This is a genomic window from Nesterenkonia sp. CL21 (genome assembly GCF_031705515.1).
In the GTDB taxonomy this organism is placed as follows: Bacteria; Actinomycetota; Actinomycetes; order Actinomycetales; family Micrococcaceae; genus Nesterenkonia; species Nesterenkonia aethiopica.
The window spans coordinates 53,479-72,106 of record NZ_JAUTWR010000007.1 but is presented as its reverse complement, the minus strand read 5'-3'; the positions used below and the strand labels follow the sequence as shown (position 1 = coordinate 72,106).

The following is an 18,628-nucleotide window of genomic DNA, read 5'->3' as shown; positions in this document are numbered from 1 at the left end:
CTGCGCCGGAGAAGCCTACTGCCGTCCGGGCGCATCGCCCGGCACCTGCCCAGACTGAGGAGCGCATCAGCACTCATGGACGCCCAGGACGTCACTGCAGACCTGACCGAGGTCCTCTACACCAAGGAAGAGATCGACGCGCGCGTCAAGGAGCTCGCCGCGCAGATCGATCGGGACTACGAGGGCAAGGACATCTTGCTCGTGGGTGTGCTGAAGGGGGCGTGCATGGTCATGGCCGACCTGTCGCGCGCCCTGACCAGCCACGTCACCATGGACTGGATGGCGGTGTCCTCCTACGGGTCCGGCACCAAGTCCTCCGGTGTCGTCCGCATCCTCAAGGACCTCGATGCCGACCTGATGGGACGTCATGTGCTCATCGCCGAGGACATCATCGACTCCGGACTCACCCTGTCCTGGCTGAAGTCCAACCTGGAGTCCCGCGGGCCGGCCTCGGTGGAGATCTGCACCCTGCTGCGCAAGCCGGAGGCCGTGAAGGTGGACATCGACGTCAAGTACGTGGGCATGGACATTCCCAACAAGTTCGTCGTCGGCTACGGCCTGGACTTCGCAGAGAAGTATCGCAACCTGGACTGCGTGGGCATCCTGGCCCCGCACGTCTATCAGTGACGCGCTGAGCCGGGGGCTGCGAGCCCGTAGACTGGCAGGCGGATCACGCCGCACCACGGGTCCCTCCGGGAGGCTGCCGGCTGCGGCGTGATGCGCATTCTGCTGTCGAACGGGTGAGGTGAGCTGTGGCGTCGTCGGAGACGCGGTCGCCCGGCTCCGGGTCCGGCCTGGGAGTCGGATCAGGCTCGGTGCAACCGGTCAGCAAGGCGGCCGCGGCCTATGCCTCGTTGCGCAAGAGCATCCGGGTCGGTGACCTGGAGCCTGGGGAGCGGGTCACCCTCAAGCGGCTCTCCGAGCATCTGGGGATGAGCCTGACGCCGGTGCGGGAAGCGCTGAGCCGGCTCGAGTCCGAGGGGTTCGTGGTCCACGACCCCCACCGAGGGACCTCCATCGCCGAACTGACGCCGGCACGCATCGAGCAGGTGTACCGGCTGCGCGGCGTCTTGGAGCCGATGGCCGTCCGTCTGGCGGGAGAGCGGGCGACGCCTGCCGACATCGACCGGCTGCGGGAGCTCGTCCTCGCCTGCGACGAGGCCACCACCCCGCTGGAGGTGGTGGAGAACAACGAGGATCTGCACCTGGCCATCTACCGGCTCAGCGGAGACTCCCTGCTGCTGGGGTTCATCGATCAGCTCTGGGCCGGCATGCCCTACCCCTCGTTGGGGCTCTACGGCTCCCAGTCCCGGGTGAGCCAGTCCTCCCAGGAGCATCACCGCATCGTGGAGGCGATGGCGGAGGGACGGCTCGACGACGCCGCGGAGACGATGCGCCTGCACATCGATCACGGCCGCGCGGCCGCCCTGAAGAACCTCGACGCGGACTGAGCGCCGGGGTCGGGGGCGGCCCGTGTCATGGGCTCCTTCCCGTGGCGCTCTCCCGTGGGTCCCTCCTGTTCCTCCTCACGTGACGTCCTCTCATCGAGGAGTCACTTCCCGGCACATCTCCCTCCAGGTGACGCGCGTCAGCCCCGTGAGGTGCAGGGGAAAGTGACTCCTGGATGCGCATCGAGCCTCCGGATGCCCGTTCTGAGGGTGATTCCGCGCACTGTGTTGATATTTTATAAAGTGCAGACTAGTGTCATGGCCGTCACAGTGTGTGAGATGCATGACAGGAGCGCGCGAGCACGCCCATCCATCCGTGGGGCCGGGCTGCGGGAGCGCGCATGACGATGGGGAGACATCCATGGACCAGACGCCGCAGTCGACACGGCCGTCGACGCCGCAGTCGACACCGCCGACCTCCGATGAAGCTCAGGTCGGAGGTGCCGACGACCAGCGCCGCGAGTCGGCCGAGACCGCCGCGAGTGGGACCGCCGGTGCGGCCGCGAGCACCGCCGCGGACCGGCTTGCCGCCGAGTTCGCCCGTCCGGAGAGCTGGACTCGCATCATGGGGCTGCCCATCGGGTGGTTCGCCGTGCTCTTCGCTGTCGTGGCCGCCTGTGCCGCTCTGGGGGCGCTGCCGCCGACGATGCTCGGCGGCTTCGCGGTGGTCATCCTCATCGGGGCGCTGCTGAACTGGATCGGCGGCCGCGTGCCGGTGCTGCGCAACTACGGACTGCCCACGGTGCTGTGCATCCTGACCCCGGCGGTGCTGCTGCATCTGGGCCTGTTCCCGACCTCCTTCGCCGAGACCATGGAGGTCTTCACCGACGGCGGTCAGATCGGGTTCATCGATCTCTACATCGCCAGCCTCATCGCCGGCTCGATCCTGGGGATGCCGCGGGCGCTGCTGCTCAAGGCCGGTGCGCGCATCGCGGTGCCGCTGCTGGGTACGATCATCGCGGTGTTCACCGTGATCGGGCTGGTCGGCACGGCCCTGGGCTTCGGCCTGCGGGAGTCCGTGCTGTTCATCGCCGCGCCGATCATCGGCGGAGGCGTCGGTGCCGGAGTGGTCCCGATGTCCGGGATCTATGCGGACCAGATGGGCGGCGACGCCGGCTCCTACGTGGCACAGCTGATCCCAGCGGTGATCATCGCCAACGTGCTGACCATCCTCTGCGCCGGCATCTTCAACGGCATCACCTATAAGGGCCAGCAGTTCTTCCTCGGCTTCAACGGCAACGGGCAGATCGTCCGCGTGCAGGGCCGGACGGACCAGTTCACGACCAAGCCGAAGGCGACTATGGGGGCCTTCCCGGTGCTCCTGGTGGGCCTGACCATGGCCTGCACGCTTTTCCTGCTGGGCACATTGGTGGCCGAGTTCGTCCCGGGCATCCATGCCTATGCCTGGACGATCCTGCTGGCGGCGCTGATCAAGATCTTCGGCCTGGTGCCTGAGGCGTTCGAGGATGCGGTCTCCACGTGGTTCGCCTTCGTCTCCTCCACGCTGACCCCGGCGCTGCTGGTGGGCATCTCCATCACCTACTTCGAGTTCGACGAGCTGGGCGCGCTGCTCTCCGACTGGCGCTATCCGGTGCTGGTGGCGCTCGCCGTCGTCGTCGCGATCCTCGTAGCGGGCACGCTCGGCTGGCTGGTGAAGATGTACTTCGCCGAGACCTCGGTGGCGATCGGCATGGGCATGACGGACATGGGAGGCACCGGGGACGTCGCCGTCGTCTCCGCGGCCAACCGGCTCGAGCTCATGCCCTTCCTGCAGGTGAGCTCGCGGATCGGCGGGGCCCTGGTGCTGCTGACGGTCTCGGTGCTCATCCCGTTCCTGAACTGAGGTTCTGCGTCTCGCTCGATGCCCGCGCCCGGCTCGGCAGTGTTGAGAATAATTCGCAACAGCGTACTATGGCGGAGTGACCCAGCGCCCTCCCATGCTCTCCGCCGATCTGCGCCGGGGCCCCGCGCCCTCCGCCGACGCCGGCCCCGCCCCCTCCGCCGAGGTTCCCTCCGTCGAGGCCGCCTCCGCCGTCGCCCCGGCGGCCGCCACGGGGGAGTACGTGGAGAACCACGCACTCAGCAGCACCGGCCGGCGGGTGGCCGCCACTCGCCGCTGGGTGCTGCGCTTCCAGCGCCTGATCGTGGCCCTGCTGCTGGGCGGCATCGTCGCCATCGTGCTGCTCTCGGTCTCCACCGGGCCCATCAGCCTGAGCATGAGTGATGCCGGGCGCCTGATCCTCGGGCATCTGATCCCCGGCATGCCGTGGATGAGTGACGGCACCTACACCGGCTTGGAGGATCAGGCGGTCTGGCACTTCCGGCTCCCCCGAGTCCTGCTGGCCCTGATCGGCGGCGCCGGCCTCGCGCTGGCAGGTGCCCTCATGCAGGCGGTGGTGCGCAATCCGCTGGCCGAGCCCTACCTGCTCGGAGTCTCCTCCGGGGCGGGCCTAGGTGCGGTCGCCGTCATCTCCTTCGGCTCGGCGGCTCTGGGCGGGCTGTCGATCTCCCTGGCCGCCTTCGTGGGTGCTCTGGCGGCCACCGGCGCCGTGTTCCTCTGCGCCCGGCAGGACGGCGTGGTGGTCCCCACCCGGCTCATCCTCGCCGGGGTGGCGCTGGGCTCGCTGCTCAGCGCGGTCACCAGCTTCCTGACCCTGACCGGCGACGCCCACCAGGTCTTCTCCGTGATGTTCTTCCTGCTGGGCAGCCTCTCGGCGGCCTCCTTCGGCCAGCTGGTGCTGCCGACGATCGTGCTGGTGGGAGTGCTGGTCTTCGCCGCGCTCAACGCCCGGGGTCTGAACGCGCTGATGGCCGGGGATGAGACCGCCACAGCTCTGGGCGTCAACGTCCATGCCCTGCGACTCGGTTCCCTGGCGTTGGCCGCCCTGCTCACCGCCTCGGTGGTGGCGGTCTGCGGCGGCATCGGCTTCGTCGGGCTGATCATCCCGCACACCGCCCGGCTGCTGGTGGGCTCGGACCACCGGTTGATGCTGCCGGTCGCAGTCCTCGGAGGCGCTCTGTTCCTGGCGGCCGCGGATCTGGCGGCCCGCACCGCCGCCGCACCCACGGAGGTGCCCATCGGGATCTTCACCGCCGCCGTCGGGGCCCCGTTCTTCCTGTGGCTGCTGCGCCCCGGCCGCACTCGTGGGGGTCTGGCCGGCCTGCTGCGCCGCCGTCAGGTGGTGGACGCGTGAACCCCCGGCAGCATGGTCCGGGGGAGGGGCTCCGCTTCGACGGCGTCACCGTGGAGCGCGCCGGTCGCAGGCTGGTCGACGACGTCGGCTTCACCGCGCCGGCGGGCCAGGTCACCGCCCTGGTGGGCCCCAACGGCTCGGGGAAGTCCACCCTGCTGAAGACCGCCTACCGGCTCATCCGCCCCGACGCCGGCGCCGTGAGCCTCGACGGCGAGGACCTGTGGCAGCTGCCGCGGCGGCAGGTGGCCCGGCGGGTCGCCGTCATGGCGCAGGAGGCCCAGACCGTGGTGGACAGCGCCGGGATGGGCCAGTCCGTGCTGGACATCGTCCTGATGGCGCGCTCCGTGCACCATTCCGGCTTCAGCCCGGACACTGATGCCGACCTGGACGTCGTCGTGCGCAGCCTGGAGACCGCCCGCGCGGGGCACCTGGCGGACCGCGGCTTCGCGGAGCTCTCCGGCGGGGAGAAGCAGCGGGTGCTGCTGGCCCGGGCGCTTGCCCAGGGAGCCGGAACGCTGCTGCTGGACGAACCCACCAATCACCTCGACATCGCCTTCCAGATGGAGCTGCTGCACATCGTCCGGGAGCTGGGACGGACGGCGATCGTCGCCGTGCATGACCTCAACCTGGCGCTGGCCTACTGCGACCACGCCGCCGTGCTCTCCTCCGGACGGCTGGTGGATCACGGGCCGGTGGAGCAGGTGCTGACCGCGGCGCAGGTGCGCACCGCCTTCGGGGTGCACGCCACCACCATGCGCCTCCCCGGCCGGGAACAGACGCGCCTGGCCTTCGAGCGCCTCGAGGCCTGAGCCCTGACACGGCCGTGATGCGACCTCGCAGCACGGCCCGACCACCCCTGATCGAAAGGACATCCATGCAGATGACGACGACCGCCCGCCCCCGGCGCCTCAGCCTCGCCGCGATCGCGGGCGCGAGCCTGCTGCTGACCGCCTGCGGGACCGGGGTGCAGGACGCCTCCGACGATGCCGCCGGCGCTGACGACGGAGGCACGGCCGCCGTCGACGTCGCCCTGGAGAACTGCGGGCAGGAGCTGGAGTTCGAGGCCGCGCCGCAGCGGGCGGTCGGGATGAGTCCGGCACAGACCGAGCTGCTGGTGCGGCTGGGGCTGGGGGACCAGGTGGTCGGTGTGGCGCAGACCTCCTCCTCGGAGCTGCCCGAGGACGTCAGCGCGCAGCTGGGGGCGGCGGAGGAGCTCAGCGATGACCTGCCGCCGTCGCGGGAGGTGCTGCTGCAGGTGGAGCCGGACTTCGTCTACGCCCCCACCAGCTATGAGTTCAGTGCGGATCAGGGCTTCGCCAGCATCGAGCAGCTCGACGAGGCCGGGGCGGCGTCCTACATCGCCACCGGCGGCTGCTTCGAGCGCCGCTCGGAGGGCACAGTGGAGGACCTGTTCACCGACATCGAGAACCTGGGAGAGATCTTCGCCGCCGAGGAGGCTGCGGAGGAACTCATCGAGGACGGCCGGGAGCGCCTGGAGGACGCCGCCGAGCTGAGTGAGGGCGCCGAGCCGCTGACCGTGGCGCAGGTCTACGTCGAAGGAGACACGCTCTCCGTGGTGGGCGGCGGTGTGGAGTACGACATCATCGCCCAGGCCGGCGGGGAGAACGTCTTCTCCCCAGATGAGGACCAGTTCGACTCCTTCGTCTTCGCCCAGATCAGCGCGGAGGAGCTGGCTTCCCGGGACCCGGACGCGATCACCTTCGGCGTGGAGGACGCGGCACATGAAGAGGCCACCCGGGAGTATTTCGCGCAGAACCACCCGGAGGTCCAGGCGGTCCAGGAGGATCGGCTGATCCCGGTGCCGAACCACCACCTGTTCCCCGGCTCGCTGCAGAACATCGACGCCGTCGAGCGGGTGGCCGAGGGGCTGTACGGGGGCTGAGTGCGCCGGGGCGTGCCGGGTCCCCGATCGACGGCGCTCACAAAGCGATGATCCGATCCGAGCTCGCCACCGTGCTGGCTCGATGCGAGACCGTCAGCACGGTGCAGTCCAGGGAGCGGATCAGGGCGGTGATGTCGGCCTCCGACTCGGCATCGAGGCTGGCGGTGACCTCGTCGAGGATGAGCAGCGCGGGGCGCCGGGCCAGGGCGCGGGCCAGGCAGAGCCTGGCGCGCTGGCCGCCGGAGAGTCGCAGTCCGGTCTCGCCGAGCTCATCGTCCAGGCTGATCCACTCATCGGCTTCGACGGCGGCCAAGGCGTGGTGGAGGTCGGCTTTCGTCAGTGCCCCCTCCGGCGCCCCCAGACGCAGGTTCTGCGCCACGGTGCCGCGGAAGAGCCTCGACTCCTGGTCCACCACCGCCACCCGTGCGCGGAGCTCCTCCTCGGGAATCTTCTCAGGGCTCCGGCCCGACTCGGGGTCGTCGGCGCCGAACAGCACCGCCTCGCCTGCACTGGGGCGCCACAGCCCCGCCACCAGATTGATCAGCGTGGTCTTCCCGACGCCGGAGGGCCCGGTGATGGCCACATGCTCACCGGGTCGGACGGTGATCTCGGGGTAGCGCAGCTCCCCACGGCCGGGGTGGCGGTGTCTCAGCCCGCTGACCCGCACGCCCCAGGGGGCCGGAGCAGCGAGGGTGGGACCAGGGGTATGCAGTGCGGCGTCGTCGTGGTCGTGCCCCCGCGGCGTCGTGCTGGAGGCGGTCGTGTCGGGACCAGCCGGCCCGGCGTCGTCGAGCTGCGCGGCCACCCGCGCGGCGGAGGCCTGCAGCGGATGCAGCTTGCCCAGCGTGTCGGCGGCACCGATCAGCGGGGCCAGGCTCATCATCGCCAGGGTGACCGCCGCGGCCACCATCTCCGGGGCGACCGCTGACTCCGGCACGGCCGCGCGGCGCAGCCCCAGCAGGAGCACCAGCAGCAGCGCGGTGACCGTGAGCAGGTCCCGGACGCCGGAGGCGAGGCTCTCCAGCAGCGCCGCGCGGCGCTCCTGGCGGCTGATCCGTGCGGTGCGTCGCGCGGACTCCTCGACGATCCTCCCGGCCAGCGAGAAGCTCAGCACGTCCCGGGCGTTGCCGAGGACATCGGTGAGGAACCGCGAGAGTCGATTCGTCTCCTCCTGCTGCGCCTGGCCAGCCCGGGTCATACGGCGTCGCAGGAACAGGCTGCTGGCCATCAGCACCGCCCCGAGCGCCAGCACCGCCGCGCCCATGGCGGCGTCCAGCAGCCACAGCGCCGCAGCACCTGCCCCGAAGGTCAGCACGGCCGAGGCCATCTGGGCGATGGTGTGGGCGTAGAAGAACTCCAGCTTCTCCAGGTCGGTCAGCGCCGTGGAGGCGGCGTCCCCGGAATGGGCCTGTCGGCCCTCCACCACACGGGCGGCATAGGAGTCGAACAGGTGCATCCGCAGCAGGTCCAGGACCCGGTAGGCCAGGGCATGGGACACATCCATCTCGTGCCAGGTCAGCAGCACTCGGACCACCACCGCCGCGCCCAGTCCCCACCAGAACCCCGACGGCGGCAGCTCCCCGAGCACCACGGCATGCCCCACACCCCAGGCCCCCATCACGGTGATCGCCATGAGCGCCAGCCAGCCCGCCCAGGAGACCAGGCCGGTCCAGAGCATCGGCAGGACCATCGGCCGCAGCAGGCGCAGCAGCACCAGCAGGGGTCTGGCAGGGGCGCCGGGCTCTCCGGCGTGGTCCCCGGGGGTGTGGTCCTCGTGTGTCCGTGCGGCGTCGGCGGTGGCGCTCATGCGTCCTCCTCCTGTGGGGCCGTGGCTGGACCGGCGACGGCCGCGCGGGCAGCCGCGACGACGGGCGGGGCCGCGGCCCCGCCGGGGTGCACTCGCCCGTTCTCCAGGCTCCAGTGATCATCAGCCGCCCGCATGACGTCCTCGCGGTGGCTGATGATCAGCACGATCCGCCCCGCAGCGCGTGCCCGCAGGCGGGCCAGCACGGTCCCCGCGGTGTCCTCGTCGAGTGCACTGGTCGGCTCATCCATCAGGATCACCGGCCGGTCGGCGAGGTAGGCCCGGGCGATGGCCACCCGCTGAGCCTGCCCTCGGGACAGGGAAGCCCCGCCCTCCGCGATCGGGGTGTCCAGGCCCTCGGGCAGCGAGCCGAGCAGCTCGGCGAGTCCGGCGTCGTCGCAGGCGTCCAGGAGCGTCTGCTCGTCCCTGTCGCTGTCCCTGTCGCTGTCCCTGTCGCTGTCCCCGGGCGCCGCCAGGCGCAGATTCTCCCGCAGCGTGCCCGAGAACAGCGACGGCGACTGGGAGACCACCGCGATCTCCTCCGGCAGCGGACGGCGCCCGGCCAGCGTCACCGTCCCGGCCGTGGGCGTCAGCAGCCCCAGGATGATGTCGAAGACGGTGGACTTGCCGGCTCCCGAGGCCCCGGAGAGCACCGTGATCCGCCCCGGCTCGACGGCGATGTCGACCCCCTGCAGCACCGGCGCCACCGTCTGCGGGTACTGATGGTGGACGTCCTTCAGGTGCAGTGCCCCCGGTGCCGGTGCCGGTGCCGGTGCCGGTCGACGTGGCGCCGAGTGCGCAGCGGACGGGTCTGCTGCCGGGGCATCGGTCCGCATCGCCTCACCGTCTTCGTCTCCCGAGGAGTCGAAGGCACCGTGTTCGCCCAAGGCGCCCACCGCGGAGAGCCCCAGGAACCCGGCGTGCCACTGCTGGGACACGTCGCGGATGGGGCGGAACGTCTCCGAGGCCAGCATCAGCATCGCGAAGGTCCGGAACGGGTCCTCGGCGACGGCGCCCAGGGGCGTCGCCAGAAGCCCCTGCGGCTCGGCGCCCGCGGCGGTGAGGATCGCCAGGGCGGCCGCCGTCGCCGTGCCGGCCTGGATCATCAGGTCCAGGATCCCGGTCTCCCACAGGGAGGCTCGCATGGTGCGCACCGTCTCCCGATGCAGCCGCGCGGAGCGGGCCCGCAGCACCCGGCGGCGACCCGGCACGGCGCCGAGCAGCTGCAGGGTGCGCATGCCCTGCAGCGCCTCCTGGATGTCGGCGCTGAGGTCGTCGTAGGACTCCCAGCGCTCCTGTGACCGGCGTGCCATCCACCGGTTGAAGGCCCGGGGCGCCACGACGGCGGTCGCCACGAACGCCCCCAGCACGACGGCGACAGCGGGGGAGAGCACCGCCATGGCCAGCACCAGCAGCGGGCACAGCAGCGCCACCTGCGCCACATGGGGAAGGTAGCGGGTGAGATAGGCGTCCACGCCGTCCACGGCGTCCACCACGGTCAGCCGTGCCGAGCCGGCACGGCCGCGCACATCATGCAGCCGTTCGGGCACGAGTATCCGGCGCAGCACCCGCGCCCGCATCTGCTGGCGCACCGCGGTGCCCAGCGCGGAGGCCAGGTGCTGCTGGTGCTGGCGCAGCAGGAGCCTGCCGGCCGCGGCCGCGGCCAGCACGCCCAGGCAGGCGGCCCCGGCCCCTGGTCGCTGATCGACGACGGCAGCCAGGGTGCCGGCCACGGCCAGCGCCTGGAGGAGGTGGGTCAGCGAGACGCCCACCAGTGCACCGGTGAGCCGGCGGAACCGGCGGGGGTGCTCTCGTGTCAGCTGGACCAGTTCGGGGACGATCATCATGGGGCTCACCTCGGGGTGGGGACGTCCTGTTGAGTCTAATGCGAACCATGTGCAACAAAAGGTCGACGTCGGGAGCCTCATTCCACCTGTCGCGAACGTGACGACGTCCCAGGTGCCGTTGTCAGGCACTGGCAGTACCCTGGTGCGCTAGGTGTACCCCCTTGTGTCTGACGGAGCTGCATGAACTTGAAGAAGATCTTCACCGGTCCGCTGTTCTGGATCCTCCTGGCGGTGGCGGCGCTGCTCATCGTGGTGCCCATGCTGTTCTCCTCGGGCCAGACCGGCGCCCGCGTGGACACCAATGTGGGCATGGAGCTCATCGCCGACGGCCAGGTCTCGGAGGCCAGGATCGACGACGGCGACCACCGCGTGGACCTGCATCTGACCGAGCCCTATGAGCAGGACGGGGAGGAGCTCGGCGACGTCGTCCACTTCCACTTCTCGCAGGCGCGGGCTGAGACCGTCGTCGATGCGATCGCCGAGGCGGACCTGGAGGGCTACACGGACGAGCCGGAGCAGTCGAACTGGCTGCTTTCGCTGCTGAGCTTCATGATCCCCTTCCTGCTGATCGCCCTGCTGTTCATCTGGTTGATCACCCGCATGTCCGGCGGCAACTCGCGGGTCATGCAGTTCGGCAAGTCCAAGGCCAAGATGTTCGACAAGGACATGCCGCAGGTGACCTTCCGCGACGTCGCCGGAGCTGAGGAAGCTGTGGAGGAGCTCCACGAGATCAAGGAGTTCCTCTCCGAGCCGGAGAAGTTCCAGCGCCTGGGCGCGAAGATCCCCAAGGGCGTTCTGCTCTACGGTCCGCCCGGCACCGGAAAGACGCTGCTGGCCAAAGCCGTGGCCGGTGAGGCCGGCGGCGCCTTCTACTCGATCTCCGGCTCCGACTTCGTGGAGATGTTCGTCGGCGTCGGCGCCTCCCGGGTGCGTGACCTGTTCAAGCAGGCCAAGGAGAACTCTCCGGCGATCATCTTCGTGGATGAGATCGACGCCGTCGGCCGCCAGCGCGGCGCCGGCGTGGGCGGCGGCAATGACGAGCGCGAGCAGACCCTGAACCAGCTGCTGGTGGAGATGGACGGCTTCGAGGCGAATGCGAACATCATCGTCATCGCCGCCACCAACCGTCCGGACGTCCTGGACCCCGCCCTGCTGCGCCCGGGGCGCTTCGACCGGCAGATCCCCGTGGAGGCCCCCGACTTCGCCGGTCGCCGGTCCATCCTCGAGGTCCACGCCAAGGGCAAGCCCATGGTGGAGGACCTGGACCTGGAGTCCATCGCTCGCAAGACCCCGGGGTACACGGGTGCGGATCTCGCGAACGTGCTCAACGAGGCGGCCCTGCTGACCGCCCGGTCCAACGCTGACCTCATCGACGACCGCGCCGTGGACGAGGCCATCGACCGCGTGATGGCCGGCCCGCAGAAGCGCACCCGGCTGATGAAGGACCACGAGCGCCGGGTCACCGCCTACCACGAGGGCGGCCACGCCCTGGTCGCCGCCGCCCTGAACTACTCGGCCCCGGTCACCAAGATCACCATCCTGCCGCGCGGCCGCGCCCTGGGCTACACCATGGTGGTCCCGGAGGATGACAAGTACTCCACCACCCGCAACGAGCTGCTGGACCAGATCTCCTATGCCATGGGTGGGAGGGTCGCCGAGGAGATCGTGTTCCACGACCCCTCCACGGGGGCGGCCAACGACATCCAGAAGGCCACCGACACGGCACGGAAGATGGTCACCGACTACGGCATGAGCGCCAGGGTGGGGTCCGTGAAGCTCGGGTCCGGGGACACCAGTCCGTTCCTGGGCCGGGAGATGGCCACCGGCAAGGAGTACTCCGAGGAGCTGGCGGCGATCGTCGACGCCGAGGTCCGCGCCATCATCGAGGAGGCGCACGACGAGGCCTACTGGGCGCTCACGGAGAACCGGCACGTGCTGGACCGACTGGCCGAGGAGCTGCTCCGCGTGGAGACCCTCAATGCCCACGAGGTCGCGGCGATCTTCCATGACGTGAAGAAGCGACCGCATCGGCAGGTCTGGGAGTCCTCCCCGGAACGGCCCATCATCATCACCTCCGAGACCGTCGCGGATTCGCCCGATCCTGCTGACGGGGAGTTCATCGGCACCGAGCCCGGCGAGGCCGCCGGTGAGACGGCTCGCGAGACGGCCGACGAGACCTCTGAGGCCGGGGAGGACGTCCGATGAGCAGCACGATCACCACCCCTGGCAGCCCTGATCTGCCGCAGGACGCTCCGGTGGACCTGCCGCGCATCGAGGCCGCCGTGCGGGAGATCCTGGTCGCCGTCGGCGAGGATCCGGAGCGGGACGGCCTGAAGGACACCCCGGGGAGGGTGGCGCGGGCCTATCAGGAGGCCTTCCGGGGCCTGCATGAGGACCCTGCCGAGCTGCTGGGCACCACCTTCGACATCGGCCATGAGGAGCTCGTCCTCGTCCGCGACATCCCGTTCTACTCCATGTGCGAGCACCACCTGGTGCCGTTCTTCGGCCACGCGCACATCGGCTACATCCCGTCGGCCGACGGAAAAGTCACCGGACTGAGCAAGCTGGCGCGCCTGGTGGACATCTTCGCCAAGCGCCCCCAGGTGCAAGAGAACCTCACCACGGAGGTGGTCGAGGCGCTCATGGCGCACCTGGAGCCGCTGGGCGCGATCGTCGTCGTCGAATGCGAGCACCTGTGCATGTCCATGCGCGGGGTCTCGAAGCCCGGCGCGAAGACCATCACCTCAGCGGTGCGCGGACAGCTCCGTGACGCCGCGACCCGATCGGAGGCCATGAGCCTCATCCTGCACCGCTGAGCATCGCCCGCGCCGCCCCCGACGATGGGGTGCGGACGCGGACGGCGAGCCCTGACCAGGGCGGCCCGGCGGCACACCACCCAAGGAGGACCCTGATGGACACCATGGGCGCAGCCCCGGGCACAGGCCCGAACACCGGACCCGTGAGCGTGGTCCGCCGCGCGGCGGCGAAGAAGACGGTGGCAGACCTGCCCACCGACAGGACCCTGGTGATGGGCATCCTGAACGTCACCCCGGACTCGTTCTCCGACGGCGGCCGGTTCGTGGCCCCGCCGGAGACGGTGGTCGACCACGAGTCCGCCGTCCACGCGGGACTCTCGCAGCACTATGCGGGCGCGGACATCGTCGACGTCGGCGGAGAGTCCACCCGACCCGGCGCCGACCCCGTTGAGCCGGAGGAGGAGCAGCGCCGCATCCTCCCGGTGCTGGAGGCGCTGTTCACCGGTGGCGCGGTGGTCTCGGTGGACACCCGCCACCCCTCCACCGCTGCGGCGGCGATCGCGGCGGCCCCCGGGCCGGAGCACCTGATCATCAACGACGTCTCGGGGATGGTGACCGCCGCGGAGATGCCGCAGGTCGTCGCCGACGGCGGCGTGCGGGTCATCATCACGCACAACCGGGGCGATGCGCAGACCATGCAGTCCCGCGCGCAGTACGACGACGTGGTCGCCGAGGTGGTCGCCGAGCTGCAGCAGATCCGCGACCGCTACCTCGACGCCGGGGTCCCGGCGGAGAGGATCATTCTGGATCCGGGCATCGGCTTCGCGAAGACCGCCGCCCAGAGCTGGGAGCTGCTGCGCCACCTGGACCGCATCGTGGCCCTGGGGCATCCGGTTCTGCTGGGCGTCTCCCGGAAGGGCTTCCTGGGTGAACTGCTGGCCCGCTCCGGCGCCCCGCGCGAGGCTCAGGGGCGGGACGCCGCCACGCTGGCCCTGAACGCCCTGGCGGCCCAGGCCGGCGTCTGGGCCGTGCGTGTCCACGACGTCGAGCCGACGGTAGACGCGATGAAGGCGGTCGGCGCCCTGCGGCGGGCCTGAGCGCCGTCCGGAGGCCGGCGACGGCGGCCCTCCGGTCTCCACGGGTGTTCGTCGGCCTCCGATGTTTTCCTCGGCGCAATGAACCTCATTATGAAGCACTCTTTTCATAAAAATAGCGACGTGGGCCACCCCGTCGATTCGGGCATCTGAGCGCCGAGAGGGTCTGCGTCTTCCCGCAGTCGCCTCAGATGTCATGGCGGCGTGGCAGCTGTCGCGTTTCAGTCCATCGATTCCGGGTGAGGCGCCGGGGGTTGCGGTGAGATGCCGTCTCGACAGGGCGTCGACCCCTGTGGTTACTGGGGAGTCGGGGTTCGTCACCTTCGGTCACGGAGGGGGTTTCTGGTGATACCCGAGGCGGTGATGCTCAAGCGCTTCAGGGCTTGCCTGGCCCGGATGGCTGTCGTGAACGGGCGTGGTGCAGACTGCATCGGCATCTCCAAGCCTCTTGACTGACCTGACGATGGTTGCATAGTGTCACCTTCGGAGGGGAATCCTCCCCGGAGGGCTTGATTCCAGCACCTGTATGGCATTGATGGCATGTCAAGACTGCTTGATGAGCCCTTCGGAATGCGAAAGAAAGGGCATCACAATGACTAGCAGGTTCGCGGACGTCAGCCGGAGATGGCTGAAGACCGCAGCGACGACGGCGGCCACCTCCGCGCTCGTCATCGGCGGCGGCATCGCCACGGCGGCCGCCGGACACGCCGCCAATGACCATGACGGGCACGATGGACACGATGGGCACGAGGGCGGTGACGCCTGCGAGTTCTTCCTGGAGCACATGTGGGCCAACGAGGACGGCATTCCGCTGCTCGGAAGCTTCGCCCACGTGAACGAGTACCACACCGATCCCGCCTACGAGAACCTGGTCCTCTCGCTAGCGAGCGGCGCCATCGGGAACTCCGAGATGCCGATCATCGACATCTACGGCGGGCCCCTGGGCTGGATTCCCGTCTTCAACCCCTCGCACGTCAAGGGCCACAACACCGACTACGTCACGCTGCTGACCTCTTGCGGCGGCATCGGCATCCCGCTGGACAGCAATGATCTGACTGCGTTGGACGTGCCCTCGGCGGACGAGCTGGCGGACCTGTCGGACCTGATCATCCCGGGACTGCCCACCCCGGAGATGCTGACCTCGGACTACCTGTGGGAGACCACTGACGCCTCCGCCATCCTGGACCGGGTCACTCCGGAGACGCTGCTCAACCTGGAGGAGTACGTCGGGTTCGCCGGGGACCACTTCGACACCTGGCGGCTCCTGTGGGAGACCGCGCTGGACGATGTGACCAGCGGCAACCCCACTGGGACCCTGGAGCTGCTGCAGATCACCGAGAACATCAACACCCTGCAGTCGCTCTCCGACGTCGTCGGCGACGACGCCCTGGGTGACCTCCTCGGGGAGGGCGACCTCGGCGAGCTCCTCGACGCCGGTGACCTGGAGAGCATCCTGGAGCTGGACGGGCTCCTGGACGAGAGCGGCCTCGGCGGTCTCCTCGACGCCGGTGAGCTGGACGGCCTGCTGGAGCTCGAGGGCCTGCTCGACGAGGGTGGTCTGGACGGAGTCCTGGATGAGGGCGGTCTTGACGGCCTCGTCGGTGACGGCGGACTGGAGGACCTGCTGAGCCAGGACGGACTGGACGGCCTGCTGGAGCTCGAGGGCCTGCTCGACGAGGGCGGCGTGGAAGGCCTGCTGGGCGGACTCGGTCTGGACGGCCTGCTCGACGGTCTCCTCGGCGGCGACGACGGTCTCCTCGGCAGCGGCGGCCTCGGCGGCCTGCTGGGCGGCGGAGGCGACTCCGGCGACACCGACGGCGATGCCTCCGTCACCACCGAGTACACCGTGCTGCTGGGCGGCACCGAGTCCTCCGGGCTGGGCCAGTGCGACGGCACCCTGACCGGCAATTCGCTGACGGTCAACTGCCTCTACGCCGGCACCACCTCGGACGTCACCGGCGTGACCCTGCACACCGGCGGCAGCGACCTCGAGCTGACGGCCACCGGCGGCACCAGCGGCGCAGCCGGCGGCAGCTTCGAACTGACCGACGAGCAGGTCGCCGCGCTGCAGGCCGGTGACGCAACCGTCACCATCACCACCACCGGTTCTGCCGGCGGTGAGCTCAGCGGCAACGTCTCGCAGTGCGGCTGACTCACTGAGCCCTCAGGTCCGGTGACGTGACCTGACCAGTGCACAGGGGGTGGAACCCCGGGGGAATCCCGGAGTTCCACCCCCTTGTTCTGTGCTCGTCGGTTCTGTGCTCGTCGGCGCCAGTCCTATGCTCGTCGGGGTCGATGATGCGGCGCGGGTTCAGGATCGGCCCGGAATGGGAGAAGGTAGAGGCATGCGCAGCGACATGATCCGCCTGACCGGCGTCACCGCCGTCGGCCATCACGGGGTCTTCGAGTTCGAGAGGCGGCAGGGCCAGCCCTTCCGCGTGGACGCCGAGCTCGCGGTGGACCTGAGGGCGGCCGGCCGTTCGGACGCCCTGCAGGACACGGTCTCCTACGTGGACATCGCGGAGCGCATCGAAGCGGCCATCACCGGGGAACCCTATGACCTCATCGAGGCGCTGGCCCAGAAGATCGCTGCCGACGTCCTCTCCGCCGATCATCGCATCGAGGCGGCGAGCATCACCGTCCACAAGCCGGAGGCGCCTCTGGAGCAGAGCTTCGCCGACGTCGCGGTCACGGTCCACCGGACCCGTGCTGAGCTGCAGGGCGGACGGATCCTCACCCGCACCGCGGCCGTCGGCGGCTATGACACCGTCTCCCTCGCCGACCAGGCCGACGCGGCCGAGGCCGGCGACCAGCACGCCTCTCCCTCGGCGCGGCGCGGCGCCGGGTCCCATGGCGTGGGTCGTGGGTCTGCCCTCCGCGACCCGGACCTGCCCGCGAGCTTCCCGGTGCGCGCCGTGCTCGCGCTGGGCTCCAACCTGGGCGACTCGGCGCAGATCCTCGACGACGCCGTCGCCGCCCTGGACGGGTCCGATCAGGTGGACGTCCTGAACACCTCTCCTCGCGCGCTCACCGCCCCAGTGGGCGGGCCCGTCGGGCAGCCCGACTTCCTCAACCAGGTGGTGGAGGTGGAGACCTCCCTGTCGCCCCACGCCCTGCTCGACGTCGCCCAGCGGATCGAGGCGGAGCACCACCGCACCCGCGAGGTCCGCTGGGGCCCGCGCACCCTCGATGTCGACATCATCACCTACGCCGGGGCGCATGTGGACTCACCCCGGCTGACCGTGCCCCATCCGCGGGCCGCCGAGCGCGCCTTCGTGCTGCTGCCGTGGTCCTGGATGGACCCCATCGCGCTGCTCGACGGCGTCCCGGTGCGGCAGCTCGCCGCCGAGGCCGCCGACGCCGAGGGCGTGCGCCGGGAGGTGGCGCCATGACCAGGCTGCAGCCCATGTGGCTGATGATCATCGCCGGCGCTTCGGCGCTGGTCGGACTCGTGGCCACCGTGCTCATGGTGACCCGAGGTTTCGGCTCTCCCGTGCTGGCCCCGGTCTCGCTGATCACCCTGGGCGGCATCGGGCTGGTGGTCCTGGGCCTGGGTATGGTGGTGTGGTGGGACCAGCGCGGCCTGGAGAAGGACGCTGACCAGGCGCGACGCGACGGTGAGCGACAGGACGCGGACCGGCGCTCCGGGAGACGGGGACCGCGGCGCGGGCGACGTCTGCACCCGCTGGAGGCCGCCCGCGTGGTGGTCGCCGCGCAGGCCTGCGGATATGCGGGTGCGGTGATCGCCGGCTGGCACGCCGGCGTGCTGATCGACCTGGGTCCCACGGCGGGCCTCGCCGCGCCGAACGCCCACGCGGCGCTGCTGATGATCATCGGCGGCCTGGTGTGGGTGATCATCGGGTTCGTGGTGGAGCAGCTCTGCCGCCTCCCGCCGAATCGCGGCGACGACGGCGGAGGGCCCGTCCGGCGGCCCCGCCGTGACTTCGGTCAGGAGCCCGGGACTGCAGGCGGGGCGGCACGCGAAGCCGCTCCTGATGTCGGATCGACCTATGGACACGCGCTGCGCGGCCCGCGCCGCGCCCACGCACGAACTGAGGAGGGACATGCCGGCGGAACCCATTGACCCGGCGGGAGTGACCTGGACCCGGGTCGACGAGCGGTACATCACGGTGCGCATGATCTCCGCGGTGATCGGATGGGCGGTGACGCTGCTGATCATCGCCGTGCCTGTCGTGCTCGACCTGGCAGACGTGATCAGCCTGCCCCTGTGGCTGGTGCTGGTGGTCGTCATCGGTGCGGTCCTCTGGGCAGCCGCCGATCTGATCCTCATCCCGCGCCGCATCCGCGCCATCGGGTACCACGAGCGCGCCGATGACCTGCTCATCCGCCGCGGTCTGCTGTTCCAGAAGGTGGTGGCCGTCCCGTACGGCCGCCTGCAGTATGTGGACATCGAGGCCGGGCCGCTGATGCGCCACTTCCACGTGTGCACCGTGCAGCTGAAGACCGCCTCCGCCGGGACCGACGCCGTCATCCCCGGAGCCCACCGGGACGAGGGGGCCCGGCTGCGCGAAGAGCTGCCGGCCCGCGGCCAGGCCCGCCTGGCCGGCCTGTGAGGGGGCGA

At 70.3% G+C, this 18,628-nt stretch carries 15 protein-coding genes; 13 read left to right on the top strand and 2 right to left on the bottom strand.

Annotated features, from left to right (window positions below; genetic code table 11):
- Positions 1-75: 75 nt before the first annotated feature.
- The 6 genes from hpt (at position 76) to Q7C18_RS11275 (ending at position 6,545) form a co-directional block, all read left to right on the top strand.
- Positions 76-627, top strand: a complete 552-nt coding sequence (hpt, locus tag Q7C18_RS11300) for a hypoxanthine phosphoribosyltransferase (RefSeq protein ID WP_070159109.1) — start codon at positions 76-78, stop codon at positions 625-627.
- Positions 628-815: 188 nt separating this feature from the next.
- Entirely contained in the window at positions 816-1,451 is a 636-nt protein-coding gene (locus Q7C18_RS11295) for a GntR family transcriptional regulator (RefSeq protein ID WP_311025485.1), read from the top strand.
- A 358-nt stretch (positions 1,452-1,809) separates the two neighbouring features.
- Positions 1,810-3,291, top strand: coding sequence for a 2-hydroxycarboxylate transporter family protein (locus Q7C18_RS11290; protein WP_311025484.1), 1,482 nt, complete (start codon positions 1,810-1,812; stop codon positions 3,289-3,291).
- A 76-nt stretch (positions 3,292-3,367) separates the two neighbouring features.
- On the top strand, positions 3,368-4,642 hold the full coding sequence (locus Q7C18_RS11285; RefSeq protein ID WP_311025483.1) for an iron ABC transporter permease: 1,275 nt from the start codon (positions 3,368-3,370) through the stop codon (positions 4,640-4,642).
- Entirely contained in the window at positions 4,639-5,451 is an 813-nt protein-coding gene (locus Q7C18_RS11280) for an ABC transporter ATP-binding protein (RefSeq protein WP_070158895.1), read from the top strand. The genes Q7C18_RS11285 and Q7C18_RS11280 overlap by 4 nt, the downstream gene beginning before the upstream one ends.
- A gap of 71 nt (positions 5,452-5,522) precedes the next feature.
- Positions 5,523-6,545 carry an ABC transporter substrate-binding protein gene (locus Q7C18_RS11275; protein WP_311025482.1) on the top strand — a complete coding sequence of 341 codons (1,023 nt, stop codon included), beginning with the start codon at positions 5,523-5,525 and terminating at the stop codon, positions 6,543-6,545.
- Positions 6,546-6,582: 37 nt separating this feature from the next.
- On the opposite strand, the gene Q7C18_RS11270 is transcribed toward Q7C18_RS11275, so the two are convergent.
- Together Q7C18_RS11270 and Q7C18_RS11265 are read right to left on the bottom strand one after the other, a co-directional pair.
- Positions 6,583-8,352 carry an ABC transporter ATP-binding protein gene (locus Q7C18_RS11270; RefSeq protein WP_311025481.1) on the bottom strand — a complete coding sequence of 590 codons (1,770 nt, stop codon included), beginning with the start codon at positions 8,350-8,352 and terminating at the stop codon, positions 6,583-6,585.
- Positions 8,349-10,196, bottom strand: a complete 1,848-nt coding sequence (locus Q7C18_RS11265) for an ATP-binding cassette domain-containing protein (protein WP_311025480.1) — start codon at positions 10,194-10,196, stop codon at positions 8,349-8,351. The genes Q7C18_RS11270 and Q7C18_RS11265 overlap by 4 nt, the downstream gene beginning before the upstream one ends.
- A gap of 180 nt (positions 10,197-10,376) precedes the next feature.
- On the opposite strand from Q7C18_RS11265, the gene ftsH reads away from it, so the two are divergent.
- From ftsH to Q7C18_RS11230, 7 genes are all read left to right on the top strand, one after another.
- On the top strand, positions 10,377-12,401 hold the full coding sequence (gene ftsH / locus Q7C18_RS11260; protein WP_070159122.1) for an ATP-dependent zinc metalloprotease FtsH: 2,025 nt from the start codon (positions 10,377-10,379) through the stop codon (positions 12,399-12,401).
- A complete protein-coding gene (folE, locus tag Q7C18_RS11255) occupies positions 12,398-13,012 on the top strand; it encodes a GTP cyclohydrolase I FolE (protein ID WP_311025479.1) in 615 nt (204 codons plus the stop codon). Before ftsH ends, folE begins: the two co-directional genes overlap by 4 nt.
- Before the next feature lie 95 nt (positions 13,013-13,107).
- Positions 13,108-14,049, top strand: a complete 942-nt coding sequence (gene folP / locus Q7C18_RS11250; RefSeq protein WP_311025478.1) for a dihydropteroate synthase — start codon at positions 13,108-13,110, stop codon at positions 14,047-14,049.
- Between the two features lie 589 nt (positions 14,050-14,638).
- Positions 14,639-16,198: a CHRD domain-containing protein gene (locus Q7C18_RS11245; protein ID WP_311025477.1), complete on the top strand. Its 1,560-nt coding sequence runs from the start codon at positions 14,639-14,641 to the stop codon at positions 16,196-16,198.
- Positions 16,199-16,391: 193 nt separating this feature from the next.
- A complete protein-coding gene (gene folK / locus Q7C18_RS11240; RefSeq protein ID WP_311025476.1) occupies positions 16,392-17,438 on the top strand; it encodes a 2-amino-4-hydroxy-6-hydroxymethyldihydropteridine diphosphokinase in 1,047 nt (348 codons plus the stop codon).
- On the top strand, positions 17,435-18,130 hold the full coding sequence (locus tag Q7C18_RS11235; protein ID WP_311025475.1) for a DUF3180 domain-containing protein: 696 nt from the start codon (positions 17,435-17,437) through the stop codon (positions 18,128-18,130). Before folK ends, Q7C18_RS11235 begins: the two co-directional genes overlap by 4 nt.
- Positions 18,111-18,620 (top strand): PH domain-containing protein, encoded by a 510-nt coding sequence (locus tag Q7C18_RS11230; RefSeq protein WP_311025474.1) that lies wholly within the window; start codon positions 18,111-18,113, stop codon positions 18,618-18,620. Before Q7C18_RS11235 ends, Q7C18_RS11230 begins: the two co-directional genes overlap by 20 nt.
- Positions 18,621-18,628: the final 8 nt, after the last annotated feature.

Bases quoted from the DNA above. Each gene is read 5' to 3' on its own strand.
- hpt (WP_070159109.1), top strand. From the start codon at position 76: ATGGACGCCCAGGACGTCACTGCAGACCTGACCGAGGTCCTCTACACC.
- Q7C18_RS11290 (WP_311025484.1), top strand. From the start codon at position 1,810: ATGGACCAGACGCCGCAGTCGACACGGCCGTCGACGCCGCAGTCGACA.
- Q7C18_RS11275 (WP_311025482.1), top strand. From the start codon at position 5,523: ATGACGACGACCGCCCGCCCCCGGCGCCTCAGCCTCGCCGCGATCGCG.
- Q7C18_RS11270 (WP_311025481.1), bottom strand. From the start codon at position 8,352: ATGAGCGCCACCGCCGACGCCGCACGGACACACGAGGACCACACCCCC.
- Q7C18_RS11265 (WP_311025480.1), bottom strand. From the start codon at position 10,196: ATGATGATCGTCCCCGAACTGGTCCAGCTGACACGAGAGCACCCCCGC.
- ftsH (WP_070159122.1), top strand. From the start codon at position 10,377: ATGAACTTGAAGAAGATCTTCACCGGTCCGCTGTTCTGGATCCTCCTG.
- folE (WP_311025479.1), top strand. From the start codon at position 12,398: ATGAGCAGCACGATCACCACCCCTGGCAGCCCTGATCTGCCGCAGGAC.
- folP (WP_311025478.1), top strand. From the start codon at position 13,108: ATGGACACCATGGGCGCAGCCCCGGGCACAGGCCCGAACACCGGACCC.
- Q7C18_RS11245 (WP_311025477.1), top strand. From the start codon at position 14,639: ATGACTAGCAGGTTCGCGGACGTCAGCCGGAGATGGCTGAAGACCGCA.
- folK (WP_311025476.1), top strand. From the start codon at position 16,392: ATGCGCAGCGACATGATCCGCCTGACCGGCGTCACCGCCGTCGGCCAT.
- Q7C18_RS11235 (WP_311025475.1), top strand. From the start codon at position 17,435: ATGACCAGGCTGCAGCCCATGTGGCTGATGATCATCGCCGGCGCTTCG.
- Q7C18_RS11230 (WP_311025474.1), top strand. From the start codon at position 18,111: ATGCCGGCGGAACCCATTGACCCGGCGGGAGTGACCTGGACCCGGGTC.